Source organism: Lysobacter terrae (assembly GCF_054782215.1).
Map to the genome: position 1 here is coordinate 1,271,908 of NZ_BAAGSX010000001.1, position 26,466 is coordinate 1,298,373.

Genomic DNA, 26,466 nt, shown 5'->3' on the forward strand with positions numbered 1-26,466 from the left:
GTTCGGTCAGACGCTCGGGTACCGCCGCTGGTCCGGCAGGATAGATCGATTGCATTGGACTCCCCTGGTTGGCGCTGGTGCTAAGGATCGGCCCGCAGGCTTCTCCGGCCGTCCCCCGACGGCCTATACGCATTCTTGCCTACCCGCGCGGTGGAGGCCAAGCGTCCAAGTGGCGAACGCCATCGATGTGAAGCGCCATCGATGCGATCAGGCCAATCGCGTCCCGTTGGGCACCACGCGCTCGATCGTGGTGATCACCACGCCCTGCTCGGTGGGAAACCCGGTCAGCAGGAACTCCGAAACAAACGGCCCCACCTGCTTCGGCGGGAAATTGATCACGCCGACGATCTGTCTTCCGACCAGATCCTCCGCTTCGTAGAGCGCCTTCACCTGCGCGCTGGTCTTGCGCACGCCGTACGGTCCGAAATCCACCCACAGTTTCCATGCGGGCTTGCGCGCTTCGGGAAACGCTTCGACCTTCAGCACGGTGCCGGCGCACAGCAGGACCTTTTCGAAGTCCTTCCACTCGATCGGCGGCACATTCTCCAGGGCATTCATGACAGCGGATTCCGATTCGCATGCGGCCGACGATGAGGCGCCCAACCTGCAGACACGCACAAATCTGTGACGACCGCCAAGCGCACGCTGACGGGTGGTCTGGACATACGGGGTCGCTGCGGTTGAGATGTCGGCATCGAGGAGGGCCCATGGAAATCCACGTCGCCGACAAAGCCTATCGCAAGCGAGCCGTGTGGGTGCTCGCCGCCATGCTCGTGCTATGCGGCGCGCTGCTCTGGCAACTGCAGGTCTGGCTCAACCACGTCACCTACGAATTGGGCAGCAGCAATCCGCAAACCGTCCGCACCTGGCTGCGCTGGTTGCTGGCCGGCTTGGGCCTTGCCCTGGCGACGCCTGCGGTCGGTCTCGGCTTGACGTTGCGGCAGATGGCAAGCGCGTCGCGCGTGGAAGGCCGTTTCCCGCCCGCGCGTTGGCGGACGCTGCGCGACGTCAGGATCCTGCGCGACGCCGACGCCCTGCACTGGGCGCGGCGCGTGGAAATCGCCAGCACGGCCATGCTGGTGCTGGCCGGGCTGCTGATCGGATGGGCTCTCTGGGCGTGGTGGCACTATCAGGGCTGACGGCCCGAGGTGCCACGCTGAGGCCTACTGCAGGTCCTCGACGCCGAGTTCGTCGAGCGCGTTCTGCATCATCTTGCTGGCCGATTCGCTCAGCTTCTCGTGATCCAGCGCGTAGCGGATGGTCGCTTCGATCAGGCCGATATGCGTACCGCAATCGAAGCGCGTGCCCTTGAAGCGGTAGGCGTTGACGGGCTCTTCAGTGAGCAGTGCCGCGATGGCGTCGGTCAGCTGGATCTCGCCACCCGCGCCCGGACGCGTGGATTCGAGCAGTTCGAAAATGCGCGGGCTGAGCACGTAACGTCCGACCACCGCCAGGTTGCTCGGGGCAACCTCCGGCTTGGGCTTCTCGACAATGGCGGTGATACGACCCTGCCGATCGGCAAAAGACTCGGTGGCCACGATGCCGTAACTGCCGGTCTGTTCGCGGGGCACATCCTGCACGGCGATCATGCTCGCACCGGTTTCTTGGGCGGCGTCGGCCATCTGCTTCAGCGCGCCAAGGCCGCCGCGATTCCAGATCAGATCGTCCGGCAGCAGCACGGCGAACGGCTGATCGCCGACGATGGCCTTCGCGCACAGCACCGCATGCCCGAGCCCCAGCGCTTCGGCCTGGGTGACGAACACCGCGCGTACGTGCGGCGGCAACACGTTGCGGATCAGGTCCAGCTGCTCGGATTTGCCCGAGCGCTCGAGCTTCTGTTCCAGCTCGTAGGCCTTGTCGAAATAATCGGCGACGGCGTGCTTGTAGCGGTTGGTGATGAACACCAGGGTGTCGCAGCCCGCCTCCACCGCTTCATCGACCGCGTACTGGATCAGCGGCTTGTCGACGATCGGCAGCATCTCCTTGGGCACGGTCTTGGTGGCAGGCAGGAATCGGGTACCGAGTCCCGCGACGGGGAATACGGCGGTGCGAATCCGTGACGAGCTTGGAGCAGAAGACATCAAATTTTCCTGATGCTACGAGTGGGGAATGCAACGACGGTAGACGAGTTCGGTTGCATGCCATGTGATCCGACCGGCACGAACTCCGGCACGGCGGCACGCAACTGCGTCTTCAAGGCCTCGACGTCGTAGCGCGCGCACGCCTCGCGCAACTGCAGCAGCGCGTGCTCGATCGTCTGCGCGGAAACCTGCCGCGGCTCGGCCTGGAGAATCTTGGGATGGGCCGTGGCGCGATAGCGCTCGTCCGCGTGGAACAGCGTCTCGTGCAGCTTCTCGCCCGGCCGTAGCCCGGTGTACACGACGGCGATATCCCGGCCCGGCTGCTTGCCGGCGAGACGGATCATCTGTTCGGCCAGCAGGCGGATCGGCACGGGCTCGCCCATGTCCAGCGTATAGATCGCTTCGTGCGTGCCGATCGCGGACGCCTGCAGGATCAGCTGGCACGCTTCCGGAATCGTCATGAAGAAACGGGTGACCTCCGGGTCGGTCACGGTCACCGGACCGCCCTTGCGGATCTGTTCGCGGAACAGAGGAACGACGCTGCCGGCCGAATCGAGCACGTTGCCGAAGCGCACGGTCACGAAGCGCGTCGAGCGATGGTCGGCCAGCGACTGGCAGGTCATTTCGGCCAGGCGCTTGGTGGCGCCCAGCACGTTGACCGGATCGACGGCCTTGTCCGTCGAGATGAGCACGAACGTGCCGACGCCGTGCTCGCGGCACGCATGCGCGACGGTGCTGGTGGTCAACACGTTGTTGCGGATCGCTTCGCGCAACTGGGCCTCGAGCAACGGCACCTGCTTGTAGGCCGCGGCGTGGAAGACCGCGTCCGGCTCGGTCGTCGCCAGTGCGTGCTGGATGAGCGCGGGGTCGCCGCAGTCGCCGAGCAGCGGAACGCATTCGATGTCGGGGAAATCGCGACGCAGCGTGGCTTCGGTGGTCGTCAGGGCGATTTCGTCCATCTCGATCAGCACGATCCGGCGTGCACCGTGCCGCGCGCATTGCCGGCACAGTTCGGAACCGATCGAACCGCCCGCGCCCGTCACCAGGACCGTGCGTGCGCCCAGCCAGCCGCGGATCGATTTCCAGTCGGGCAGGACGGGCTTGCGGCCGAGCAGGTCTTCGATCGCGACTTCCTTCAATTCGCCGGGCAGCGAGCGTCCTTCCAGCACATCCTGCAGGCGCGGCACCATGCGGAATGGCAATCCGGTGCGCTCGCACGCCGCCAGGACCCGCTGCATCGCCGCGGCGTCGGCGGAGGGCATCGCGATCACCAGTAGCTTGGCCGCGGTTTCGCGCGCGATTTCCGCGACTTCCTGCACGGTGCCCAGCACCGGCACGCCCTGCACCTTGCTGCCGCGCAGGATGCTGGCGTCATCCAGGAAACCGACCGGCTGATAGGTGCCTACGCGGCGCAGATCGCGTACGAGCGCCTCGCCGGCGCGTCCCGCACCGAGGATGAGGGTGCGGACATTGCCCTGCTTGTTCCTGCCTTCGGCACGGCTGTCCTTCCATGCGCGGTACAGCAGGCGCGGCGCGCCGAGCAAGGCGATGAGCGCGAGCGGATAAAGCACCAGCACGGTGCGCGGCACCATGTCGAGGCGGTTGTAAAGGAATAGGCCCAGCAGGATGGCGAACAGGCCCAGCACGCTGGCTTTGACGATGTTCCAAAGGTCCGGGACGCTGGCGAAGCGCCACAGCCCGCGATACAGGCCGATCTGCCAGAACACTAGCCCCTGCGCGGCCAGCACCAGGGCGATCTCGGTGCTCCACAGCGCGGTTTCCGGCGGATGGGCTTCCATCCCCCAGCGCAGGCGATGCAGGCTCTGCCACACCAGCCAGACCATGGCCAGGTCGTGCGCGACCACGGCCAGCCTCGGCAAAAGGCTCTTCCATCGTTCAAACCAAGCACTCATTCCTTGTCCCTTTTGCTTCTCGACTACGGGCCGTCCGCTCTGGAAAACCTGCGTTGCAACCCACTCCAGATCGCCACCGATGCGGCAATCCACAGTAACGCCCCCGTCCGCATCTGCGCTTGGCTGCCGGCGGCCAGCACCCAGGCGAGCAGCCATCCGCAGACGGTCCAGGCTGCATACATCATTGTCACCGGCGTGTGAGTTTCTACGCCAGCTGCCCATCGTTGATATGCGTGCTGAACGTGGGATGTCCACCAGCGTTCGCCCCGGACCACGCGCCTGGCCAGGGTGAGTCCGCTGTCGATCAGGAAGGCGGACAGGGGCAACACAAGCAGCACGCTGCTGCGGCCTCTCTCCGCGACCGCCACGACCAGCAGCGCCGCCAGGACGAAGCCCAAGGCGCCGCTTCCCACGTCGCCCAGAAAGATGCGCGACTTGGGGAAATTGAACGGCAGAAAGCCCAGGCAGGCCGCCGCCACCGCGAGGGCGATCCAGGCCCAGCTTCCCCCGATAAAGAACGCCAGGCCGATGGCGACCAGCGCGGCCTGGCTGGCCGCCAGGCCGTTGATGCCGTCCATGAAGTTCCAGACATTGGTCAGGGCCAGCGTCGCGACCAGGGCGAACAGGGCGAGCGGCAGACTGCCCCAGGTCGCCGCCACGGCCAGCCCGAACACGGCGCCGGCGATCGCCTGCACGCCCAATCGCAGCCAGGGCGAAAGCGGCCGATGGTCGTCGACCAGCCCGATGCCTGCGATCAGCAGGAGGCCCACGACGAAGCCGGCGACCAGTACGATCTGCCGCGGCTGCTGCCAGCCCAGTACGCAGGCCGCGACCAGGATCGCGATGACGATGGCGATGCCGCCTCCGCGCGGGGTCGGCACCTGATGGCTGCGGCGCTCGCCGGGATGATCGATCAGTTCGCGCCGCACCGCGTACATGCGTGCGATCCAGGTACCCGCCAAGCCGATGGCGAAATGCAGAAGCAGCCAGAAAACCATTCGACTCAGACCACGGCGTAATTCAACAGCGGTTTGACGGTGCCCCACTCTTTGCAGCTCGGGCATTGCCAATGGTGGCTGCGCGCACCGAAACCGCAGCGCGTGCAGCGATAGCTCGGGTTGCGCACCAGCAGCTGATCGGTGATGTGCTTGAGATCGTGCAGGGTCGCGAGCGGATCGGCCTGCTCGGCCAGGGTCAGATCGATCAGAGCGGCCTCGCCGCGTACCGAAGGGCGATCCTTGAGCTGGCGCGCCAGATAGGCACGCGCGGCCGGCACGCCTTCGTCGGCTTCGACCATCTGGGTCAGCGCCAGTACCGGTGCGATGCCGCGGTAGTGTTCGCACATTTCCGCGAGGAAGGCGCGCGCGCCCGGATGGTCGCCGACGCGCTCGTAAGCGGACAGCAGCAGCGGCAGGATCTCTGGCAGGTAGTCCGGATCGGCGCGGGCCACGCGCTCGAAGGAGCGGATGGCGCCCGCATCGTTGCCGGCGTCGATTTCGATACGGCCTTCGATCATGCCGGCGCGGACGGAATTGGTGTCGGCTTCGTACGCGCGGGCGACGGCGGCACGCGAGGATTCGACGTCGCCGGCGGCGCGCTGCCTGTCCGCGACTTCGCATTCGAATTGCGCGATCAGCTTGCCCATGGGCTCGCCAGTCGCCGCTTCGTAGCGGCGTGCGTTTTCGATCGCCTTGTCCCAGTCGCGCTCGGACTGGTAGATGCCGATCAGGTGCTTCAGCGCGAGCGGCGCCATGTCCAAAGCCACCAGATCGCTAAACACGGTTTCGGCGCGATCCAACAGGCCCGAACGCATGTAGTCCTCGCCCAAGGCCAGCAAGGCCTGGACCTTCTGCTGATCGCTGAGCCCGGGCCGCTGCACCAGCGCCTGGTGCAAGCGGATGGCGCGGTCGACTTCGCCGCGGCGGCGGAACAGATGGCCCAGCGCCACTTGCGTCTCGAACGTTTCCTTGTCGAGTTCGGCGATGTGCAGGAATAACTCGATGGCCTTGTCGGGCTGCTCGTTGAGCAGGTAATTCAGGCCGCGGAAGTAGGTCATCGACAGCTTGCTGACCTGGCTATCGCTATGGCGTTCGCCGCCCCGACGCCCGATCACCCAACCGCTCACCGCGGCAATGGGCAGCAACAGGAAGAACCAGAACCACTCGTTGATGAATTCCATCGCTCAGGTCCCGGAGGTAGTGGACGCCATCGACTGGCGCTCGATACGGGCGATACGGCGCCGCAGCGGCAGGACGACGCTCGCCGCGATGGCCAGACCGCCGAGCAGCACGCCCAGCAGCAGCGCAACGAGCAAGGCCACGCCCAAGGTGGTTGGAATTTGCGCAGGGCCCAGATCGACGAGGGTCGCCTGGCGGTTGAGTGCGCCGACGATCGCGCCCAGTGCTATGCAGGCGAACGCGATCAGCAGACGAAACACGCGCATACGGCCTCCATACGGCCCATTCGTCGTCGACTTAGCTTAACGGACGCGACGCTTTGGCGCGACGCGACTAATGTCACTGTGATCAGGCGACTGCGCGTCGCATGCAGCATCGACTCGACAGCGCGCTGTGGCTCAGTCGTTTTCTTCGACCGGAGTCACGCCGCTGACGCGTTCGCGCAATTCCTTGCCGGGCTTGAAGTGCGGGACGTGCTTGCCCGGAAGCGCCACCGACTCGCCGGTCTTCGGATTGCGGCCCAGCCGCGGCGGACGGAAATGGAGGGAAAAGCTGCCGAAGCCGCGGATCTCGATCCGCTCTCCGGACGAGAGCGCGCTGCCCATCATCTCGAGCAGGGCCTTCACTGCCAGGTCCACGTCGTCGCCCTTCAGGTGCCCCTGACGCTGCGACAGGATCTCGATCAGTTCGGACTTGGTCATGATGTGGCTTCGCTCCCCTGACTTACCGGCGGACGCACCCCTGCGCCCTCCTGCTCGATCCATGTAGCGGATCGCTTACAGACCGAAGGCGACCCGGCATGCCGGGCCGCCCTCGTTGTTTCAACAACTTATATCAACAGGCGCGATTACTCGCCCTTGTTGCCCAGCTGTTCGCGCAGCAGCGCACCCAGCTTGGTGGTACCGCTCGAGGCTTCCGCCGCTGCACGGTTGTAGTCGGCCAGGGCTTCGGCCTGTTCGGCCTGGTCCTTCGCCTTGATCGACAGCTGCATGCTGCGGCCCTTGCGGTCCGTGCCAACGATCTTGGCTTCGATCTCGTCGCCGACCTTCAGCACCTTGCTGGCGTCGTCCACGCGGTCGTGGGAGATGTCGCGGGCCGAGACGTAACCCTCGATGCCGCCTTCCAGTTCCACGGTCGCGCCCTTGGCGTCGACTTCCTTCACGATGCCCTTGACGATCGAGCCCTTGGCGTTGGTCGCCACGAACGTACCCATCGGGTCCTGTTCCAGCTGCTTGACGCCCAGCGAGATGCGCTCGCGCTCCGGATCAACGGCCAGCACAACGGCTTCCAGCGTGTCGCCCTTCTTGAAGTTGCGCACGATGTCTTCGCCGGTGGTGTTCCAGCTGATGTCGGACAGGTGGACCAGGCCATCGATGCCGCCATCCAGGCCGATGAAGATGCCGAAGTCGGTGATCGATTTGATCTGGCCGGACACCTTGTCGCCCTTCTTGTGCAGCACGGAGAAGGTTTCCCACGGATTCGAGGTGACCTGCTTCATGCCCAGCGAGATGCGGCGGCGCTCTTCATCCACGTCGAGGACCATGACCTGCACTTCGTCGCCGACCTGGACGATCTTGCCCGGGTTGACGTTCTTGTTGGTCCAATCCATTTCGGAGACGTGCACCAGGCCTTCGACGCCCGGCTCGATCTCGACGAACGCGCCGTAATCGGTGACGTTGGAGACCTTGCCGAACACGCGGGTGTTGGCCGGGTAGCGGCGCGCGATGTTGTCCCACGGATCCTCGCCCAGCTGCTTGAGGCCCAGCGAAACACGGTTGCGCTCGCGGTCGTACTTGAGCACGCGGACGTCGAGCTCGGCGCCGACTTCCACGACTTCGGACGGATGACGCACGCGCTTCCACGCCATGTCGGTGATGTGCAGCAGGCCGTCGATGCCGCCGAGGTCGACGAACGCGCCGTAGTCGGTGAGGTTCTTCACCACACCCTTCAGCACGGCGCCCTCGACCAGCTTCTCAAGCAGCTGCTCGCGCTCTTCCGAATGTTCGCTCTCGACCACCGCACGGCGGGAGACGACGATATTGTTGCGCTTGCGGTCCAGCTTGATGAGCTTGAACTCGAGTTCCTTGCCTTCCAGGTAGGACGAGTCGCGCACCGGGCGCACGTCGACCAGCGAACCGGGCAGGAAGCCACGGACGTCCTTGATGTCGACGGTGAAGCCGCCCTTGACCTTGCCGCTGATGCGGCCGGTGATGGTGGCGTTGGCCTGCAGGGCCTCTTCCAGCTCGTCCCACACCATCGAGCGCTTGGCCTTCTCGCGCGACAGGATGGTCTCGCCGAAGCCGTTCTCGATCGAGTCGAGGGCGACCTTGACCTCGTCGCCTTCGGCAACGTCGATTTCGCCTGCATCGTTACGGAACTGTTCGATCGGCACGATGCCTTCGGACTTGAGGCCGGCGTTGATCACCACGACGTCGCCGCGGACTTCCACGACGGTGCCGATGACGATCGAGCCCGGCTTCAGCTTGGCCAGATTGGTCTGGCTCTGTTCAAACAGTTCGGCAAATGATTCGGTCATTGAAAATTACTCGGTTGAACACACGGGTCGCAGACGGGGGACATGACACTGATCCGGCGACCCACCCGTTGTGCGGTACGAGGATTCGTACCAGTGGATGGAAACCCACCGCACCATTGCGATGGGAGTTGTATCTGCCGCGAAAGACGATTCGCTCAGTGCTTCGGCAGCAAGGCCAGCACCTGTTCGACGACCGTTTCGATCCCCAGCCCGGTGGTGTCGATGCGGACGGCGTCATCGGCCGGTCGCAACGGCGCCACGGCACGCTGGGCGTCACGGGCGTCACGGGCAAGGATCTCCCGCAGCAGACCGCTCAATGTAACGGAAACTCCTTTTTCCATCAACTGCTTATAGCGTCTTTCTGCCCTTTCCTCGGCACTGGCGGTCAGAAATACCTTGTAGGCGGCGTCGGGGAAGATGACCGTCCCCATGTCGCGCCCATCGGCGACCAGGCCGGGAGCCTGGCGGAACACTCGCTGGCGGTCCTTCAGCGCAGCCCGGACCTCGGGAATGGCGGCGATGGCGGAGGCGGCGGCACCGGCGGTCTCGGTACGCAGTTCGTCGGTCGCATCCATGCCGTTGACCAGGACCCGGAGTTCGCTCTCCGTTTCCCGAAACTCGATCCGCGTGTCGAAGGTGCAGCGGACCAGGGCGGCATGGTCGTCCAGATCGATGCCTTCCCAACCCGCGGCGACGCCAACCGCCCGGTACAGGGCGCCGGAATCCAGGTAATGCCAGCCCAGGCGCTGGGCGATGAGACGGCTGATGGTGCCCTTGCCGGAGCCGGACGGGCCGTCGATGGTGAGTACGGGAATGATGTCGGTCATTGGCCCATTATGCGGGCGCGTCAAGAGCCGGCCCAGGCGGGGCCGCGAGACTCGATCACGCAACCACTTGATCCTCCGACAATTTGTCCGTTAGAATCGCGGGCTTCGTTCGGTTCATCCGTCCTTTCAACCGTCTTTTCCAACATTTCGTCCGAGGTCTGTCATGAAGGTCCTGTCCTCCCTGAAGTCGGCGAAGGCCCGTCACCGCGACTGCAAGGTCGTTCGCCGCCGTGGCAAGGTCTTCGTGATCTGCAAGTCGAACCCGCGTTTCAAGGCGCGCCAGCGCTGATCCGCTGTTCGCCGGGCCTGCCCGGCGAAGTTCGACAAAAAGGCCGCCGAAAGGCGGCCTTTTTGCGTTTCCGCGGTACTCAACCGGAACAAGCAGCGCCACGAGAATGCGCCCGGCTTGGCAAAAGCGTGACGGCGTCTTGCTGCCGGCTTTCGCTGCCTTATGCGTACAATCGCCCGTCCACTGGGGAGTGCCACGCCATGAATGCACGTATCGCCGCCATTCCGATGTTCGCCCTGCTGGCCCTCGCCGGCGCCGCTTCGGCCCAGACCGAGACGCAGCCGGCCCCGGCCGAGATGCAGCCCGCCACGACCGAGACCGAGACCGAAACCCAGACCAGCACGCTGTTGATCGAGCGCGTGCAGGAAGAGAACAAGGCCACCATGCCGGTGCGTGGCCAGACCATGGCCCAGGTCGAAGCGAAGTACGGCGCTCCTGGCGACAAGCTCGACCCGCGCGGCGGGCAGAAGCGCCAGTGGCCGACGATCAACCGTTGGGTCTATCCCGCTTTCACCGTCTACTTCGAGAAGAGCCGCGTGATCGACGTCGTCGCCAACAAGGCCGACGCGAACGAAGTAGGACCGAAGCCACCGATCAAGTGACGCTCTGACCCGTGCGCGCCGCGCACGGCTTTGTCAGAGCGTCATCCCCGCGAAGGCGGGGATCCAGCCTTAAAATCGCAATGAAGCACTAAACGGCGGGTATCATTCCCGCCGTTTTTCTTTTCCCCATACCCATGAATCCAGCACCGCCCCGCTTTCCCGCGGAATGGGAACCTCAGTCCGCCGTCCTGATCGCCTGGCCTCACGCCGAAACCGACTGGGCCGATCGCCTGGGCGATGTCGAGGAGACCTATATCGCGCTGGTCGCGGCGATCACCCGCTTCCAGCCGGTACTGATCTGCGTGGCCGACGACGACCTGCAGACCTACGCCGAGGCACGCCTGCGTTCGGCGCGGGTGGATCTGGCGCGTGTGCGCTTCCTGCCGGCCGAGTACGACGACACCTGGCTGCGCGACACCGGCCCGATTTCGCTGCGCGACGGCGGCGGCTTCCGCCTGTTGGATTTCCGCTTCACCGGCTGGGGCGGGAAGTTCGAGGCCAGTCGCGACGATCAGCTGGTCGAGCACCTCGAGCAGCTCGGAACCTTCATTAACAGTAACCGCCAATCCATTGATTTTGCACTGGAAGGTGGCGCGATCGAGACCGACGGCGAGGGCACGCTGCTCAGCACCTGGCAATGCCTGCACGAGCGCCACCCCGCCGCGAGCCGCGAGGACACCACCCGCAAGCTGGCCGGCTGGCTGCACCAGGACCGCGTCCTGTGGCTGGACCATGGCTACCTGGAAGGCGATGACACCGACGCCCACATCGACACCCTCGCCCGCTTCGCCGCACTTGATGCAATCGTGTTCCAGGCCTGCGATGACCGCAGCGATTCGCACTACCCCGCACTGAAGGCCATGGCCGACGACATCGCCGCGCTGCGCACCCGCGACGGCGCGCCGTATCGGCTGTTTCCTCTGCCGTGGGCCAAGCCCGTCATGGACGAGGGCCGTCGCCTCGCCGCGAGCTACGCGAATTTCCTGATCATCAACGGCGCCGTGCTCATGCCCGCCTACGGCGACGAGGCCGATACGAAGGCGCAGGCCGTGCTCGCGCAAGCGTTCCCGGATCGGGAAATCATCGCGGTTCCCTGCCGCTCGCTGATCTGGCAGAACGGCAGCCTGCACTGCATCACCATGCAATTGCCGGCGGGCCTGGTGAGCTGACTCCAGCATCGCCATAACTAGAATCGCCCCAGCCCTTACGGAGCCGCATCGGCCATGAAGAAGACCACCCTGCCCGTCGCCCTGATCCAGGAGCGCAACCATGGCGATGCCGATGCCAATCTCACGGTGATCGAGGCTCGCGTCGCCGAGGCCGCCAAGCGTGGCGCGCGGCTGGTACTCCTGCAGGAACTGCACAACGGTCCCTACTTCTGCCAGCACGAGAGCGTGGGTGAGTTCGACCTGGCCGAAACCATCCCCGGTCCGAGCACCGAGCGGCTTGGCCGCCTGGCCAAACAGCACGGCGTGGTGCTGGTCAGCTCGCTGTTCGAGAAGCGCGCCACCGGCCTGTATCACAACACCGCCGTGGTCTTCGAAAGGGACGGCTCGACCGCTGGCAAGTACCGCAAGATGCACATCCCCGACGACCCGGGCTTCTACGAGAAGTTCTACTTCACCCCGGGCGACATCGGCTTCGAGCCGATCGACACCTCGGTGGGACGTCTGGGCGTCATGGTCTGCTGGGATCAGTGGTATCCGGAAGGCGCGCGCCTGATGGCGCTGGCCGGTGCGGAACTGCTGCTGTACCCGACCGCGATCGGCTGGGATCCGGACGACGAGCAGCACGAGAAGGATCGCCAGCGCAACGCCTGGATCCTGAGCCATCGCGGCCATGCCGTCGCCAACGGCCTGCCGGTGCTGTCGTGCAACCGTGTCGGCCATGAGGCCTCGCCGCTGGGCACTTCCGGCATCCAGTTCTGGGGCTCCAGCCACGTGCTCGGACCGCAAGGCGAATTCCTCGCCGAAGCCAATCAGAACGAGCCAGAAATCCTCATGTGCGAAGTCGACATGGAGCGCAGCGAGCACGTCCGCCGGATCTGGCCGTTCCTGCGTGATCGCCGCATCGACGCCTATGGCGACCTGCTGAAGCGCTACCGCGACTGATCGTCGGGCCGTTGGCCTGGCAACCGACGGGCGGTCAAAATAAATCGAACGATCGTGCTATTGTGCCGGCCGTGAACGCACTGACCGCCACCAGCAAAGGCGCCGCGACCCGCGAAGCCATCATCGACCGGGCCTACGAGATCGCCCGGGTTTCCGGTGTCGAAGGCCTGTCCATCGGGCCCCTGGCGCAGGCGGTCGGCATGTCCAAGAGCGGTGTGTTCGCCCATTTCGGCTCCCGCGAAGACCTGCAGCTCGCCGTGATCGAAGCCGCCGCGACGCGCTTCGGCGAGGCCGTACTGGTCCCCGCCCTGTCGCAGCCGCGTGGGCTACCGCGTTTGCGGGCGATCATGCACAACTGGTTCGAATGGGTCCGCTCGACCAACCGTGGCGGCTGCGTGCTGATGAGTTCGGTCACCGAATACGACGACCGACCCGGCGTCCTCCACGATCAGGTCGCGCGCAACGAACTGCGCTGGCGCGACGTGCTGCGCCGGGCCATCGACCTGGCGATCGAATGCGGACAGCTGCGCCCTGGCGATAGCGAGCAGTACGCCTTCGAGCTGTATGCGATCCCGCTCACCGTGCACCACCAGTCGGGCCTGTTCGGTTACGACCATGCCCGCACCCTGGGCGAACGCGCGGTAGAGCGCTGGTTCGCCGCGAACGCCCCCTCCCCCTGATCCAAACCACGAGGTCCTGCCATGGCCGCCGTCACTTCCCGCCGCTCGCCGCCGATTAGCACGATCGTTCGTAATGTTTTGCCTTTGTATGCGACGCGCCTCGAATTCGCCCTGGGCGCATGGCTGGCGCCGCAGGCCGTCGTGCACAAGGCCGCGAGCCTGTTCACCCAACCCTTCGCCTCGGCGCGCCGTCGCGCCCTCGCTGCGCCAACGCTGGGCGCGGCGGAACTGGAATTGGACATCAACGGAACCCGCATCCAGACCTATGTCTGGGGTGATCCGCATCGGCAGCCGTACGTGTTGTTCGCTCATGGCTGGTCCAGCTACGGGACCCGCGTTAGCTCGTGGCTGAAGCCGCTGCGGGATGCCGGCTACGCCGTCGTCGCCTTCGACCAGGCCGCGCATGGCCGCAGCAGCGGGACCCATACGACCCTGCCGGACTTCACCCGCCATCTGATGGGCGTCGGCTGCCACTTCGGCCCGGCCGCGGCCGTGATCGGGCATTCGCTCGGCGGCGCCGCGAGCGCCATTGCCCTGGCGCGTGGGCTGGATGCGCAACGGGCCATCCTCATCGCCCCGGCCGCCGATCCGCTGGCCGCGGTCGAACGTTTCTCGCGCTTCCTGTGGCTGGCCGGTTATCTGGGCCGGCGCATGTTCGCCAGCTTCGAACAGGCGATGCGCTTCGACGCCACCGAACTGCAGGCGCACGTCAACGCGCCGAAGATCGGCCGCCCCGCGCTGATCGTGCACGACGTGGAAGACCGGGAAGTGCCGTGGTCGGAAGGCGAACGCTATGCCCGTTTCTGGCACGACTCCCGCCTGCTCAGCACCCGCGGCCTCGGCCATAACCGCATCGCCGACGATCCGGCGGTGATCGCCGCGGCCCTGCGCTTCCTGCGCGGAGAAACCGTGGGCGAACGCGTCGTTTCCAGCCCCAACCTGCCCTACGGCTTCGCGTGACCGCGATACGTGAACCCAGGCGCTTGCTTGAGCCCCGCGCCGTCCCCAACGTGAGGTAGGAACGACTATGCTGCGCGGCCGCCGGGACAATTCCCGGCGTTCCGCCCGATGCCTTTTTCTCGATGACCGCCGAAACCGCCGCAACGCCCGACCACTTCCTCGCCACGCAACCGCACGCCATCGTCGAACGCGACGGCGTCCGCTACACCCTGCTGGGCACCGCGCACGTGTCGCGCGCGAGCATCGAGGCGGTGAAGGAAGCCGTCGGCACCGGCCGCTTCGACGCGGTGGCGGTGGAACTCGACCCGCCGCGCCTGCAGGCGCTGACCGATCCCGATGCGCTGGCGAAGCTCGACCTGATCCAGGTGATCCGCACCGGACGCGTGGCGATGTTCGCCGCCAATCTGGCGCTCTCCGCGTATCAACGCCGCCTCGCCGAGCAATTGGGCATCGAACCCGGTGCCGAGCTGAAGCAGGCGGTCCTCGACGCACGCGAACGCAATATCCCCGTGCATCTGATCGACCGCGAAGTCGGCCTCACCTTCAAGCGCGCTGCGGCCAAGCTCGGTTTCTGGGGGCGAATGAAACTTGGCAGCGGCTTGGTGGCGGGTTTGTTCGCCAACGACGAAGTCGGTGCGGACGACATCGAAAAGCTCAAGCAAGGCGACATGCTCGAGTCGAGCTTCAGCGAGTTCGCCAGCAGCAGTCCCGAACTGTACGAAGGCGTGATCGCCGAACGCGACCGCTACATGGCGGCGCGCCTGCGCGAAACGCACGGCGAAGCGCGTGAAGTCCTGGCGGTGGTCGGCGCAGGCCACCTGCAGGGACTGGCCAAGCATTTGCGTGAAGAAACCCGCGATCCGGTGGCTATCCGCGAAGAACTGGAAGTCGTGCATCAGAAGAGCAAGGTGCCTTGGTTCACGCTGGTGCTATCGGCGATCCTGGTGGCGGGCCTGGGATGGGGTTTCAGTCATGGCGGTCTGAAGGTCGGCACGGATGTATTGCTGCAGTGGATCGCGATCACCGCCGGTCTGACGGCTATCGGTTGTGCCATTGCGGGCGGCCATCCCTTGAGCATCCTCGCCGGCGCGGCCGCCGCGCCGTTCAAGCCGTTCCGACCGGCGATGCCGTCGGGCGCATTCAGTGCGCTGGTCGAAGCGCGCCTGCGCAAGCCGACCTACGCCGACTTTCTGGCGCTGCGCGCAGATGCACAGACGTTGCGCGGCTGGTATCGCAATCGCGTCTCGCGCGTCTTGCTCAATTTCATGCTGACCTGCTTCGGCACGATCGCGGGCGAGTGGATCGGCTTGGCACGTATTGTCGGTAAGTTCGTCAGCTAAAACCAAATCGGCCTCACTCTTGCAGGAGTGAGGCCGATTCATCATTTCATCCGGGCCCTCGCGGGCCCGTTTTGTTTGCGTCGCTTACTCCGGCAGGATCGCCGTCACCGAAGCACCCGGCACAGCCACATCACGCTTGCCGCGCGCACGCTTGACGATGCGTGCCGTGCCGGCACGCAGGTCGTCCAGGATCGCGTAGATCGTCGGCAGGAACAGCAGGCTGACGATCGTGGAGAACGCCAGGCCGCCGGCGATGGCGCGGGCCATCGGGAAGTAGGCCGGACCGTTGCCGCCCATCTGCGTGCCGCCGATCGCGATCGGCACCATCGCCAGGATGGCCGTGCCCATCGTCATCAGGATCGGGCGCAGGCGTTCCTTGCTGCCTTCCACCAAGGCCTCGGTCCGCGTCATCCCGCGGCGCCGCAGGTTGTTGATGTGCTCGAGCATCACGATGCCGTTGTTCACCACCACGCCCATCAGCACCAGGATGCCGATGAAGGCCATGATGTTGAACTCGGTACCGGTGAGCCAGAACAGCCAGAACACGCCGAACACCGAGAACAGCACGCCGCTCATGATCGCCGAGGGGAACAGCAGCGATTCAAACACCGCCGCCATCACCATGTAGATGAACACCAGCGCGAGGGCGAGGTTGAAGAACATCTGCCCCATCGCCTCGTCGTCGTCGCCGAAGCCGCCGCCCTCGAAGGTGTAGCTGTAGCCGGCCGGGAACGACACCGACTTCAAGGTCTCCTCGATCGCCTTGCGCGCATCCGGCATGGTCACCTTGTCCGGCAGGCCGGCGGTGATCGTCAGCGTGGTCTGGCGATTGGCGCGCTTGATCGACGTCGCCGCCGGGCGGACCTGGACGTCCACCATGGCCAGCAACGGCACGGTGCGGCCATCCGGCGCGCGCACCGTGAACGAAGCGATGTCCTCGGTGCCGTACTTGTCGGCGCCGGCGAAACGCACCCACACCGGCACCTCGCTGTCGTCCTTGCGGAACTCGCGCAGCGGCGCGCCGCGCAGGGCCAGACCGACGAACTGCGACACCTGCTGCGCGCTGAAGCCGAAGGCCGCGGCACGCTCGCGATCGACGCGCACGTTGAGCTCGCTGTTAGTGTCGCCGATGTCGACGCGGACGTCGCGCAGTTCCTTGCGCTTGGACAGGATCGGCACGATGTCACGGCCCAGGTCGGCCAGCGTCTGGGTCGAGTCGCCGACCAGGAAGACCTGTGCCTTCTGCCCAGGGCCGCCACCGCCGCCCGGTCCGCCCTGGTCGCCCGCGCCTACCGTGGCGCGCGCGGACTTGGGCAGTTCCTTGCTGATCGTGTCGACCAGCGGTTTGACCGCACCGACGTCGTCGTCGAAGGTCACGCGCGTGCCGGCGAAACCCTGCTCGCTGTACCACGAGTAGATCTGCTTGATGTGGAAGCGCTTGCGGTTGGCGTCGAAGAACCCCTCGACGCGCGCCACCTCATCCGACATCTGCTCCTTGGTATAGCTGCCGTTCCACTGGTAGTAGAACTCGGTTTCCTTGCCTTCCTCGCCGCCGAACATGTTCACCTTGGTCATCTTCATCGGTATGAAGCTGACGAAGATGATCAGTAGGATGCCGAGGATGCTCTTGCCGCGGTGCTCCAGCGTCCAGCGCAGCAGGCCGGCGTAGCGGCGCTGCATGCGCGGGATCAACCCACGCTCGTTGTTCACGGCCGGCGGCGTCTTCAGCCGCGCCGAGATCATCGGGATCAGGCTCACCGCCACCAGCCACGACGCCAGCAGCGACACCGAAATGGTGATCGCGATCTGCGACATGTAGATGCTGATGAAGTTGCGCTCGCCGAACAGGTTCGGCACGAACACGATGCAGTGGCACAACGTGCCCGCCGACAGCGCGATGGCGACGTGGCGCGTGCCCAGGATCGAGGCCAGGCGCGGCTGGTCCGGCATCTTCTCGCGTTCCTGGTAGATGCTTTCCACCACCACGACCGCGTTGTCGACCAGCATGCCCACCGCGAGCAGCAGCCCCATCATCGACAGGATGTTGAGGGTGACGCCGGCGAAGTACATGAAGCCCAGGGTCATCACGAAGCAGATCGGAATCGCCAGGGTCACCATCAGCGTCGACGGCCAGTGGCGCAGGAAGAAGAACAGCACCGCGATCGACAGCAGCAGGCCGATGCCGCCGGCCTCGGCCAGTTCCAGCAGCGACTTGGTGACGTTCTCGCCCTGGTCTTCGATGATCTTGACCTGGACGCCCTGCAGTTCCGGCTCGTTCTGGATCGCCTTGACTTCATTGAGCGCGTTCTTCGACACCTCGACGAGGTTGGCGTTGCGCTCCTTGAAGATGTCCAGGCCCACGGCCGGATGCCCGTCGAGGCGACGGCCCATGTCCATGCGCGACGGCTTCAGATGCACGTCGGCGACGTCGCCCAGGCGTACGCCGTTGGCGATCGGCAGGTCGCGCAGCTGTTGCAGGTCGGTGAGCTCGCCCACCGGCTGCACGCGCAGGCGACGTCCGCCGTCCTCGATCTCGCCGGCGGACACCGAGAAGTTCAATGCCTGCAGGCTCTTGGTGAGATCGTTCAGACCGATGTTGTGCGCGGTAAGACGGTCCGGCTCGATCGCGACTTCGACCTCGTTCGGCGGCGCGCCGGAGATCTCCACGCGGGCCACGCCGGGGATACGCTCCAGGCGGCGCTTGAACTCGCGATCGATCAGATCGTAGCCGTTGACCAGGTTCTGCGACTGGCTGGCCAGGCGTACGCGAAGCACGGGCTGGTCGGTCGTGGAGAACTTGAAGACGAAGTAGCGCTGCAGATCGTCCGGCAGATCTTCGCGGATCGCGTCGATGCGCTCGCGCGCCTCGGAAGCCGCGATGGCGACATCGCGGTTCCAGTCCTTGAACTGCAGGAAGACCTGGGCGTTGTCCGCCTTCGCTTCCGAGTCCATGCGCTTGATGCCGCTCATGGTCGACAGCGCTTCCTCGACCGGACGCAGCACGGTGCGCTCGACCTCCTCCGGCGTCGACCCCGCGTACGGGAGCTGGACGAAGATGAAGGGCGGCGACACTTCCGGGAAGGCCTCCAGCGGCAGGCGCACCGCCGCGATGAGGCCGACCACGAACAGCGACACGAAGAACATGATCGCCGTGACGGGACGCTTGATGCTCAGCTCGGCGACGCTCATGCGGATGGTCTCCGGTTGAACGCTTGCGATGGGTTGGCGTGGAAGGAGGCGCTCATCCTGCCGCCTCCGGATCCGCATCGATGGCCGCCGCGGTCTCGGCCTTCTCGCGCCGGATGCGCAGTCCGCGTTCGCGGTAGAAGGCATCCGCACGGCGATCCAGTAGGTCGTACACCACCGGGATCACCACCAGGGTCAGCATGGTCGACACCAGCAGGCCGCCGATCACGGTGATCGCCATGGGCGAACGCACTTCCGCGCCTTCGCCAAAGGCGAGCGCCAGCGGCAGGAAGCCGAACAGCGTGCAGGTAGTGGTCATGATGATCGGGCGCAGTCGCGAGCGTGCGCCTTCGACCAGTGCATCGCGCTTGGCGATACCGTCTTCGCGCAACTGGTTGACCTTGTCGATCAGGATGATCGCGTTCTTCACCACCAGGCCCACCAGCAGGATCAGGCCGATGAACACCACCACCGACACCGGCGAGCGCGTCACCAGCAGCGCCAGCACGGCGCCGACCAGGGCCAGCGGGATGGTGAAGAGGATGACGAACGGATGCAGCAGCGATTCGAACTGCGACGCCATCACCAGGTAGACCAAGAACACCGCCAGGCCGAAGGCGAACAGCAGCGACTTCACCGACTCGGCCAGTTCCTCGCCCTGCCCGCCGATGTGCATGCGCACGTCGGCGCCGAGCGGCTGATCGTCGACCATCTTCTGCACTTCCTGCACCGCACCGCCCAGGTCGATATCGCGCAGGTTGGCGGACACGATCGCCACCCGTACCTGATCGGCGCGATGGATCTCGCTTGGGCCGGTCGTGGCAACCACGTCGGCGACGGAGTCGAGCGTGACCGGACGGGTGCTGCCGGGGTTCACGATCAGGCGACGGATGTTTTCCACCGAGGCGCGATCGGATTCCTGCGCGCGCACCAGCACGTCGATCTTGCGATCGCGGAAGCTGTAGCGCGTGGCGACGTCGCCGCGCACTTTCTTCACCACCACGTCGGCGATCTGGCGCGTGGTCAGGCCCAGCGCCGCGGCGCGATCCTGATCGAAGCGGATCTGGATCTCCGGGAAGCCCTGCTCCACGGTCGACTTCACGTCGGCGTAGTGCGCGTTCTTGCGCAGCATCGCCGCCATCTGCTGGCCGGCACGTTCGATCGTGCCCAGATCGTTGCCTTGCAGTTCGATTTCCAGCGGCGTGGAGAAGCTGAAGAGCGCCGGACGAGCGAAGTTGACCTGGGCATTGGTATGGCCGGCCATGGTTTCGCGCAGGCGTTCGGTCTCCGCGGCTTCGATTTCCTTGCTGCCGCCATCGGCCATCACGACCGTGAGCTTGCCGATGTTTTCGCCGCTCTCGGTCGGGTTGGCATCCAGACGCGTGCCGGTGCCGCTGACGCCGTAGAGCACGGAGATGCCCTCGTCCTTGACGTGCTGGCGCTGCAGTTCGCGTACCAGTTCGTCGGTTTCGCGCAGCGGCGTGCCGGGCGGCAGCTTCACCGTCATTTCGAAACGGTCCTGGGCCAGCTGCGGAATCAGATCCGCGCCCAGCATCGGCACCGCGGCGAGCGTCAGTGCGAACGCGACGGCGGCCGCACCCAGCACGAGCCACGGCTTGCCCAGCGCGGCGGGCAGCAGCTTCAGATACCCCTTCTCCGCGCGGTGATACGGCGCCATCGACAGATCGCTGGCCTTGCGCATGACCGGGCCGACGATGTGGCCGATGCCGCGCCAGATCCGCACGATCACCCAGGCGAAGCCGAAGAAGCCGCCGCGCGAGGCGGCGCCGATGCCGTGCTCGACGGCCGCGACGGGCTTGAGCACGCGCGAGGCCGGCTGCCACTTCGGATGCGGTTCTTCCTCCGGGAACGCCATCGGCGCGCGCCCCTTGAGCGCGCTCAGCATCGGGATCAGCGTCATCGCCACGATCAGGGAGATCGCGATCGCCAGAGCGACGGTCAATGCCTGGTCACGGAACAACTGCCCGGCGATGCCCTGGACGAACACCAGCGGCAGGAACACCGCGATCGTCGTCAGCGTCGAGGCCACCACGGCCATGCTCACTTCGCGCGTGCCCTGGATGGCCGCGTCGAGGATGCCCAAGCCACGTTCTCGCGCCTTGGCGATGGACTCGAGCACCACGATCGAATCGTCGACCACCAGGCCCGTCGCCAATGCGAGGCCGCCCAACGACATCACGTTGAGGCTCAGGCCGAGCTGATCCATGAAGAAGAATGTCGCGATGATCGACACCGGCAACGAGAGGCCGATGACGAACGTGCTCCATCCATCGCGCAGGAACAGGAAGATGATCAGGATCGCGAGCGCGCCGCCGATGACCGCATCGAGCTTCACGTCGCTGATGGCGTGACGGATGAACTGCGACTGGTCGTCGATGGTGGTGAGCTCGACGTCGGGAGGAATCTGCTCCTTGAGCTCCTGCAGCCGCTTCTGGATGGCATCGGCGGTGGCGACGGTATTGGCGTCGCCTTCCTTGTAGATCGCCAGCTCGACCGCTTCCTTGCCGCCCAGGCGGATGATGGCCTCACGCTCCTTGTAGCCCCGGCGCACTTCAGCGATGTCCTTCAGGCGCACGGGCATGCCGCCGGCCACCGTCGAGGAACCGCCGGAACTGGCGCTCTGCACCGACTGTGCCGCGGCCATCGCCGCCGCATTGCCGGTCGCCGCCGCCACGCGCGCCATTTCCGCCGCCGCATTGGCCGCCGCGCCGCCACCCGCCGCCTGCGTGGTGACGAGCATCTCGCGGATCTCCTCCACCGTCGCGAACTGGTTGACGGTGCGCACGAGATAACGCTGCGAACCTTCTTCCAGGCGTCCGCCGGAGATGTTGATGTTCTCCTGCTGCAGGCGCTGGATGACGGTATCGATGGGCAGGTTCAGCAGGGCGAGTTTCTGCTGGTCGATGTCGACCTGGATCTCGTCTTCGAGACCGCCGCCGACCTTGACCGCGGCGACGCCGTCGACCGGCTCCAGCTTCTTCTTCAGGTCTTCTTCGGCGTAGCGGCGCAGCCCGCCGAGCGCACGCACGGAATCGCCATCCGTCTTCGAAGTCAGAGCGAGGCGAAGAATCGGCTCGGTCGAAGGATTGAAGCGCAGCAGCACCGGCTTCTTCGCTTCCAGCGGCAGTTGCACGACTTCCATCTTGTCGCGCACTTCCAGGCTGGCCTGGTCCATGTCGGTGCCCCAGGCGAACTCGAGCACGACATCGCTCTGGCCGGTGCGCGACACCGACTTGAGCTTGCGCAGGCCCTTCACCACGCCGACGGCTTCTTCCACCGGCTCGGTGATCAGGGTTTCGATTTCGGTCGGCGCGGCACCGGTGTATTCGGTGCGCACGGTCAAGGTGGGATAGCTCAGGTCAGGTAGCAGGTTGACCTTGAGATTGAACAGGGCAATGAAGCCGAAGATCACGAAGGTGAGAGTCACCATCGCCACCGTGACGCGGCGGCGGGTGGCGAACTCGATCAACCCCGATGAAGCTTGCGAGGTATGGCTCACGAGGGACGCCTCCGATCAGCGCTGTGCGGTCGCGGTGGCCGGAGCAGCCGCTTCGGCTTTGGCGCCGGGCTGGCCGATCACCTGGACTTCGGTGCCGTCGCGCAATGCGGCCTTGCCGGCGATCACGACCTGCTCGCCCTGCTTGATGCCGCTGCGGACTTCGGCCCATTCGCCGTCCATGTAGCCCAGCTTGACCGGCACGCGCGTGCTCTTCTTGTTGCGCACGACGAACACGGCCGGATCGGCTTCATCTTCCAGCAGCGCGGCGCGCGGCACGACCAGCGCATCGGCGCGCTGGTCGTAGTCGATCTTGATGCGCCCGAACATGCCCGGGCGCAGCGCGCTGCCGTCGGTGAAGGCACAGACCACGCGGAACGTGCCGCTACCGGAATCCACTACCGGCGCAACGCGATCGACCTTGCCGGTGAAGCTCTTGCCCGGCAACGCATCGACGGCGAGCTGCACCGGCAGGCCGGCCTTCAGCGTGGCCAGTTCGCGCTCGGGCACGTTGAGCACGGCTTCCAGTCGCGACACGTCGACGATGCGCATGATCGGCGTGTTGATCTGCACGAAGTTGCCGGTCTTGATCGAGCGCGAGGCGATCACGCCCGACATCGGCGCGGTCACGTTGGCGTAGGCCAGTTCGAGATTGGCGGCGTTGTTGGCCGCGCGGGCATTCTCGAGGTCGTAGCGCAGCAGGTCGATGTCGTTGGCGCTCATCAGCTTCTGGTCGCCCAGCTGCTTGGAACGGGCGTAGTTGGCTTCGAGCTTGCGCAGCTGGGCGGCGCTCTGGGCGGCGATCAGGGCGGTGCGGGCCGAATCCAGGCGGACCAGGGTCTGGCCGGCGTGGACGTACTGGCCTTCCTCGACCAGCACCTGCAGGGCGACGCCGGACACCTTGGCGATCACCTGCGCCTCGGCGCGGGCTTCCAGCGGGGCGGTACCGCTGTAGCTGGCGGCCACGGCCCGGCGCGAGGCCTGGGCGACTTCCACGGGGATCGCTTCGGGGCCCTTCTTCTTCGGGTCCTTGGCGTCGGCGGCGGCGTCGCCACCGCCCTTGCCACAGGCACTCAGGGCCAGCACCCCGGTCACCAGCAGGCTGGTCAGTACGACGGGCACCTTGGAAAAGGTCGAGCGATGGGGGGTCTGGCGCATGGGGGTCGGTCCCTGGAGCAACGGTTGAAGGGTGTTCTGAAAGGCGTGTCTGAAAGACTTCTTGTAACGGCATGACCGGCCGTGTGCCTGGCCGTATGCCGGTGTTGTATGAAGGTATATCACCCGCCCCTCCAGCAGCATCCGCCGAAGGTCATGGTGACTGCCGCCACGGATTGCGCGTGTCCGCCGGTCGGACGCGCGAGGGCCTCCGCCTTGCGGGTGGCGACATCGATATCGGATGCAGAATGGCGGCGCCGGGTTGCAGCTTCGTCGCTGCGAACTGACGCGACGTTTCGTCGGATCGGCGCGCCCCGCTATACTTGCCGACTTGTGCGCCCCCGCAACCACTGCGCGGCCGCACGACCCGATTTCACAACATCAACAACAGCTTCCGAGAGTGCGGACTACATGATGCGACCGCTGATGATCGCCGCTTGCCTCGCCCTGACCACGGCCGTCGCCTTTGCCGACGAACCGAAGCAGGCGTCGGCCCCCACCACCGCGGCTGCGCCCGCTCCCACCGCGGCAGCTCCTGCCGCTGCCGCTCCGGCCGCCGCTCCCGCGATCAAGGGCGATGCCGCCGCCGGCAAGCCGCTGACCTACACCTGCCAGGGCTGCCACGGCATCACCGGCTACAAGAATGCGTATCCGAGTTACCACGTGCCGCGCATCGGCGGGCAGTCGGAGCAGTACCTGCTCAACGCCCTGACCGAATACAAGAAGGGCACCCGCAAGCACCCCACGATGCAGGCCCAGGCGCAGAGCTTCTCTGACCAGGACATCGCCAACATCGCCGCCTACCTGTCGACCCTGAAGTGAGCAGCCTCCCCATGACGAAGAAGATTCTCGCCATCGCCCTGCTCACCGCCGCCGTCGCCCTGGTCGGCTGCAGCAAGGCCGAAGAAGCCGCCGGTGAAGGCGCCGCCGCCGAAGAAGGCGACTACGCAGCCAAGTCGTCCTCCGCCGGCCTGCCGCCGGGCGACCTCGCCGCCGGCGAAAAGCTCGCCAGCACGAAGAACGCCAAGACCGGCCAGGCTTGCGTCGACTGCCACGGCGCCGAAGGCAATGCCCCGATCGACGTGACCTACCCGAAGCTCGCCGGCCAGTACGACGATTACATCGCCCACTCGCTGCAGGGCTACCGCGACGGCAAGCGCGAACACGCGCTGATGTCGAGCCAGGCCGCCGAGCTGACCGACCAGCAGATCGCCGACCTCGCCGCCTACTTCGGCGCGCGCACCAGCAACCTGCGCGATCTGCACGGCGTGCAGTAAGCGCGTAACGGATCGCAAGTTGGAAAAAGGCCCGCATCGCGGGCCTTTTTCTTTTGCGCAGCATCTGCGCAGCATCCGCTGCTTCAACGCGTGGCGATCAGCCGCTCTGCTTCGGCTTCACGCTGCCGTTGTCTTCCTGCAGTTGCGGCTTGAACGGAATGTCCGGCGGCGGTCGCGCTTCGGCCGGCTGGTCGTTGAGATTGGGATCGGAAATGCCGCAACCGCCGCCCAGCTGCAGGAGCGAGACGATGCACTCGATCTTCTTGGTCGTGCCCGGGATCGGAATCGCCATCTTCTTGATGCCCTTGCGCACCCACTCGGCCAGCAGCGTTTCGTTCGGCAGCCAGTACTTGTCGAAGGTGGTGGGTTCGTAGTCGTTCGGCTTGCGCTTCAGCCAGGTGCCAGAGCGGTCCAGATCCACGATGCGATCGTCGAGAGTGCCGGGCGGTTGGCCGGTGTTGATCGGCTTCTCGGCGAGGCGTGGACCGCCTTCCGAGTTGTACAGGCCTTGCGGCTCGCCGCGCTGGCCACCGGGCACGTTGCGCGTTGAGGCGCCCCAGTCGTCCGCCTTGGCCGGTGTCGGGAAGCTGCCGGGCGCGGCGATGGGTTTCGGTCCCTGCCCTGCGGCTGCCGTGGCCGGGCTGGTTCCGCTGGGTTTCGCCGCGGCCGGGGCGGTGCTGCTTGCTGTGGACTTCGCAGTGCTCGCGGTGGACTTCGCACTGCTTGTCGCAGTGGCCGGAGCCGATGACGTGGCGGCCGTCGCCGACGACGCAGGCGACGCGGCCGGCGCGGCGGCGCGCGCCGGAATATCACGCGTGCGGACCGTCGCCTCGGGCGTGCGGACGCTGGGCTGCGCGGGTGCGGCCACCGCGACCGTGGGCAATTGCGGCCGTGCCACGGGTGCGGTGACTTCGCGCTGCGTCACGTCGCGAATGCGCGCCTGCACCTGCGGCGTTGCGATCGCCTTGGGCTGCGTCACTTCGCGACGAATCGGCTGCACCGGCTCGGGCACTTCCACCGCTTGCAGCGGCGCCGTCGGCGCTTCGACCCGAGGCATTTGGATCTGCGGCTGCGCGATATGCGGCGTCGGTGCTGTCAGCACGAAGGTGGACGTATCCGGCGTCGGCGCGCTGACCGCGACGTTCTGCTGCACGGGCGGCGGCGTCGGCACCTGCGGCTCCGGCACTTCGCGCTGCTGCACTTCGACTTGCGGCTGCGCGAGTGCGGGCGCCGGCGGCTGCGGCACGCTCGGCGCCGGCTCGGGCTGCGCCTGTGCCACCGCCTGTTCGGGAACGGCTGCAGCTTCCTCCGGCTGTTCCTGCGGTTGCTCTTGGGTCTGCCCACCGCCTGCTTCTTCCGGCGTGCCGCGACCGATGAACTCGATCTGCACCACCTCTTCGCCGCGACGCTTGGTCGCCTCCTCGACGTAGAGCGACTGCGTGTACCAGAACCACAGCAACAGCAGGCCGAAGACGATATGCCACAGCGCACTGAACGTGCCGGCGAACCAGCGCACCTTGCGGTCTTCGGGCTCCGGCGCGTGCCATTCCTGCCGCCACAGCGTGTTGAATGCCTGCCAGCGCGTGAGTTCGCCCATGCGCCGCGGACGCTCCGCGAGCGGCCGCTGCGCGAGGATTTCAACGATGGCCTGTGCGGTGGCACCAGTGATCGCGTCCACGCGCGCGGGCATGGATTCGAACCATTGCTTCCATCCCGGCGGAAACTCGCCGGGCGCACGCCGCAGATGAGGATTGACGAGCTGCAGCTTGCGCTGCAGGGCGAGGATCAGGTCAGCGGCGGTGAACAAGCGCCGCG

23 protein-coding genes are annotated in these 26,466 nt (G+C 66.0%); 10 read left to right on the plus strand and 13 right to left on the minus strand.

The window, feature by feature from the left end; translation table 11 throughout:
* Positions 1-207: 207 nt before the first annotated feature.
* Positions 208-558, minus strand: a complete 351-nt coding sequence (locus ACYVJ8_RS05960; protein WP_460710236.1) for a tRNA-binding protein — start codon at positions 556-558, stop codon at positions 208-210.
* A gap of 149 nt (positions 559-707) precedes the next feature.
* On the opposite strand from ACYVJ8_RS05960, the gene ACYVJ8_RS05965 reads away from it, so the two are divergent.
* Complete coding sequence (locus ACYVJ8_RS05965) at positions 708-1,139, plus strand: hypothetical protein (RefSeq protein WP_460710238.1); 432 nt, start codon at positions 708-710, stop codon at positions 1,137-1,139.
* 24 nt (positions 1,140-1,163) lie between these two features.
* Here the strand turns inward: ACYVJ8_RS05965 and galU are convergent, their stop codons facing one another.
* From galU to cmk, 8 genes are all read right to left on the minus strand, one after another.
* Complete coding sequence (galU, locus tag ACYVJ8_RS05970; RefSeq protein WP_460710240.1) at positions 1,164-2,081, minus strand: UTP--glucose-1-phosphate uridylyltransferase GalU; 918 nt, start codon at positions 2,079-2,081, stop codon at positions 1,164-1,166.
* Positions 2,081-3,994, minus strand: a complete 1,914-nt coding sequence (locus ACYVJ8_RS05975) for a polysaccharide biosynthesis protein (RefSeq protein ID WP_460710241.1) — start codon at positions 3,992-3,994, stop codon at positions 2,081-2,083. Before ACYVJ8_RS05975 ends, galU begins: the two co-directional genes overlap by 1 nt.
* A 23-nt stretch (positions 3,995-4,017) precedes the next feature.
* Positions 4,018-4,992 (minus strand): MraY family glycosyltransferase, encoded by a 975-nt coding sequence (locus ACYVJ8_RS05980; protein ID WP_460711073.1) that lies wholly within the window; start codon positions 4,990-4,992, stop codon positions 4,018-4,020.
* Positions 4,993-4,997: 5 nt separating this feature from the next.
* On the minus strand, positions 4,998-6,173 hold the full coding sequence (gene lapB, locus ACYVJ8_RS05985) for a lipopolysaccharide assembly protein LapB (protein WP_460710243.1): 1,176 nt from the start codon (positions 6,171-6,173) through the stop codon (positions 4,998-5,000).
* A 3-nt stretch (positions 6,174-6,176) separates the two neighbouring features.
* Entirely contained in the window at positions 6,177-6,437 is a 261-nt protein-coding gene (locus ACYVJ8_RS05990) for a lipopolysaccharide assembly protein LapA domain-containing protein (protein ID WP_460710245.1), read from the minus strand.
* A gap of 132 nt (positions 6,438-6,569) precedes the next feature.
* Positions 6,570-6,872 (minus strand): integration host factor subunit beta, encoded by a 303-nt coding sequence (locus tag ACYVJ8_RS05995; protein WP_460710247.1) that lies wholly within the window; start codon positions 6,870-6,872, stop codon positions 6,570-6,572.
* A 146-nt stretch (positions 6,873-7,018) separates the two neighbouring features.
* On the minus strand, positions 7,019-8,707 hold the full coding sequence (rpsA, locus tag ACYVJ8_RS06000) for a 30S ribosomal protein S1 (RefSeq protein ID WP_460710249.1): 1,689 nt from the start codon (positions 8,705-8,707) through the stop codon (positions 7,019-7,021).
* 155 nt (positions 8,708-8,862) lie between these two features.
* Positions 8,863-9,534, minus strand: a complete 672-nt coding sequence (gene cmk / locus ACYVJ8_RS06005) for a (d)CMP kinase (protein ID WP_460710251.1) — start codon at positions 9,532-9,534, stop codon at positions 8,863-8,865.
* Between the two features lie 163 nt (positions 9,535-9,697).
* Between cmk and ykgO the strand changes: the two genes are divergently transcribed.
* The 7 genes from ykgO (at position 9,698) to ACYVJ8_RS06040 (ending at position 15,516) form a co-directional block, all read left to right on the plus strand.
* Positions 9,698-9,823, plus strand: coding sequence for a type B 50S ribosomal protein L36 (gene ykgO / locus ACYVJ8_RS06010; RefSeq protein WP_010342887.1), 126 nt, complete (start codon positions 9,698-9,700; stop codon positions 9,821-9,823).
* A 296-nt stretch (positions 9,824-10,119) separates the two neighbouring features.
* Entirely contained in the window at positions 10,120-10,425 is a 306-nt protein-coding gene (locus ACYVJ8_RS06015) for a hypothetical protein (RefSeq protein ID WP_460711075.1), read from the plus strand.
* A gap of 134 nt (positions 10,426-10,559) precedes the next feature.
* Entirely contained in the window at positions 10,560-11,594 is a 1,035-nt protein-coding gene (locus ACYVJ8_RS06020; protein WP_460710254.1) for an agmatine deiminase family protein, read from the plus strand.
* A gap of 54 nt (positions 11,595-11,648) precedes the next feature.
* Positions 11,649-12,536 carry a carbon-nitrogen hydrolase gene (locus tag ACYVJ8_RS06025; protein WP_460710256.1) on the plus strand — a complete coding sequence of 296 codons (888 nt, stop codon included), beginning with the start codon at positions 11,649-11,651 and terminating at the stop codon, positions 12,534-12,536.
* 71 nt (positions 12,537-12,607) lie between these two features.
* Positions 12,608-13,216: a TetR/AcrR family transcriptional regulator gene (locus tag ACYVJ8_RS06030; protein ID WP_460710257.1), complete on the plus strand. Its 609-nt coding sequence runs from the start codon at positions 12,608-12,610 to the stop codon at positions 13,214-13,216.
* A gap of 21 nt (positions 13,217-13,237) precedes the next feature.
* Positions 13,238-14,176, plus strand: coding sequence for an alpha/beta hydrolase (locus tag ACYVJ8_RS06035; RefSeq protein WP_460710259.1), 939 nt, complete (start codon positions 13,238-13,240; stop codon positions 14,174-14,176).
* A 122-nt stretch (positions 14,177-14,298) separates the two neighbouring features.
* Positions 14,299-15,516 (plus strand): TraB/GumN family protein, encoded by a 1,218-nt coding sequence (locus tag ACYVJ8_RS06040; protein WP_460710261.1) that lies wholly within the window; start codon positions 14,299-14,301, stop codon positions 15,514-15,516.
* 84 nt (positions 15,517-15,600) lie between these two features.
* Here the strand turns inward: ACYVJ8_RS06040 and ACYVJ8_RS06045 are convergent, their stop codons facing one another.
* The 3 genes from ACYVJ8_RS06045 to ACYVJ8_RS06055 are packed head-to-tail and all read right to left on the minus strand — an operon-like array spanning position 15,601 to position 23,377.
* Positions 15,601-18,705 carry an efflux RND transporter permease subunit gene (locus ACYVJ8_RS06045; protein ID WP_460710263.1) on the minus strand — a complete coding sequence of 1,035 codons (3,105 nt, stop codon included), beginning with the start codon at positions 18,703-18,705 and terminating at the stop codon, positions 15,601-15,603.
* 52 nt (positions 18,706-18,757) lie between these two features.
* Positions 18,758-22,222: an efflux RND transporter permease subunit gene (locus tag ACYVJ8_RS06050; RefSeq protein ID WP_460710265.1), complete on the minus strand. Its 3,465-nt coding sequence runs from the start codon at positions 22,220-22,222 to the stop codon at positions 18,758-18,760.
* A 15-nt stretch (positions 22,223-22,237) separates the two neighbouring features.
* Positions 22,238-23,377, minus strand: a complete 1,140-nt coding sequence (locus ACYVJ8_RS06055; RefSeq protein ID WP_460710267.1) for an efflux RND transporter periplasmic adaptor subunit — start codon at positions 23,375-23,377, stop codon at positions 22,238-22,240.
* Between the two features lie 411 nt (positions 23,378-23,788).
* Here ACYVJ8_RS06055 and ACYVJ8_RS06060 point away from each other — a divergent pair, with 411 nt between their 5' ends.
* Complete coding sequence (locus tag ACYVJ8_RS06060) at positions 23,789-24,196, plus strand: c-type cytochrome (protein WP_460711077.1); 408 nt, start codon at positions 23,789-23,791, stop codon at positions 24,194-24,196.
* 11 nt (positions 24,197-24,207) lie between these two features.
* Positions 24,208-24,651: a c-type cytochrome gene (locus ACYVJ8_RS06065; protein ID WP_460710269.1), complete on the plus strand. Its 444-nt coding sequence runs from the start codon at positions 24,208-24,210 to the stop codon at positions 24,649-24,651.
* Positions 24,652-24,748: 97 nt separating this feature from the next.
* On the opposite strand, the gene ACYVJ8_RS06070 is transcribed toward ACYVJ8_RS06065, so the two are convergent.
* Positions 24,749-26,458: a hypothetical protein gene (locus ACYVJ8_RS06070; RefSeq protein WP_460710271.1), complete on the minus strand. Its 1,710-nt coding sequence runs from the start codon at positions 26,456-26,458 to the stop codon at positions 24,749-24,751.
* Positions 26,459-26,466: the final 8 nt, after the last annotated feature.

Coding starts and splice junctions, on each gene's coding strand:
- ACYVJ8_RS06060 (WP_460711077.1), top strand. CDS start 23,789: ATGCGACCGCTGATGATCGCCGCTTGCCTCGCCCTGACCACGGCCGTC.
- ACYVJ8_RS06040 (WP_460710261.1), top strand. CDS start 14,299: ATGACCGCCGAAACCGCCGCAACGCCCGACCACTTCCTCGCCACGCAA.
- galU (WP_460710240.1), bottom strand. CDS start 2,081: ATGTCTTCTGCTCCAAGCTCGTCACGGATTCGCACCGCCGTATTCCCC.
- ACYVJ8_RS06020 (WP_460710254.1), top strand. CDS start 10,560: ATGAATCCAGCACCGCCCCGCTTTCCCGCGGAATGGGAACCTCAGTCC.
- rpsA (WP_460710249.1), bottom strand. CDS start 8,707: ATGACCGAATCATTTGCCGAACTGTTTGAACAGAGCCAGACCAATCTG.
- ACYVJ8_RS06045 (WP_460710263.1), bottom strand. CDS start 18,705: ATGAGCGTCGCCGAGCTGAGCATCAAGCGTCCCGTCACGGCGATCATG.
- ACYVJ8_RS06035 (WP_460710259.1), top strand. CDS start 13,238: ATGGCCGCCGTCACTTCCCGCCGCTCGCCGCCGATTAGCACGATCGTT.
- ACYVJ8_RS06055 (WP_460710267.1), bottom strand. CDS start 23,377: ATGCGCCAGACCCCCCATCGCTCGACCTTTTCCAAGGTGCCCGTCGTA.
- ACYVJ8_RS05960 (WP_460710236.1), bottom strand. CDS start 558: ATGAATGCCCTGGAGAATGTGCCGCCGATCGAGTGGAAGGACTTCGAA.
- ACYVJ8_RS06015 (WP_460711075.1), top strand. CDS start 10,120: ATGCAGCCCGCCACGACCGAGACCGAGACCGAAACCCAGACCAGCACG.
- ACYVJ8_RS05975 (WP_460710241.1), bottom strand. CDS start 3,994: ATGAGTGCTTGGTTTGAACGATGGAAGAGCCTTTTGCCGAGGCTGGCC.
- ACYVJ8_RS06025 (WP_460710256.1), top strand. CDS start 11,649: ATGAAGAAGACCACCCTGCCCGTCGCCCTGATCCAGGAGCGCAACCAT.
- cmk (WP_460710251.1), bottom strand. CDS start 9,534: ATGACCGACATCATTCCCGTACTCACCATCGACGGCCCGTCCGGCTCC.
- ykgO (WP_010342887.1), top strand. CDS start 9,698: ATGAAGGTCCTGTCCTCCCTGAAGTCGGCGAAGGCCCGTCACCGCGAC.
- ACYVJ8_RS05980 (WP_460711073.1), bottom strand. CDS start 4,992: ATGGTTTTCTGGCTGCTTCTGCATTTCGCCATCGGCTTGGCGGGTACC.
- ACYVJ8_RS06065 (WP_460710269.1), top strand. CDS start 24,208: ATGACGAAGAAGATTCTCGCCATCGCCCTGCTCACCGCCGCCGTCGCC.
- ACYVJ8_RS05995 (WP_460710247.1), bottom strand. CDS start 6,872: ATGACCAAGTCCGAACTGATCGAGATCCTGTCGCAGCGTCAGGGGCAC.
- lapB (WP_460710243.1), bottom strand. CDS start 6,173: ATGGAATTCATCAACGAGTGGTTCTGGTTCTTCCTGTTGCTGCCCATT.
- ACYVJ8_RS05990 (WP_460710245.1), bottom strand. CDS start 6,437: ATGCGCGTGTTTCGTCTGCTGATCGCGTTCGCCTGCATAGCACTGGGC.
- ACYVJ8_RS05965 (WP_460710238.1), top strand. CDS start 708: ATGGAAATCCACGTCGCCGACAAAGCCTATCGCAAGCGAGCCGTGTGG.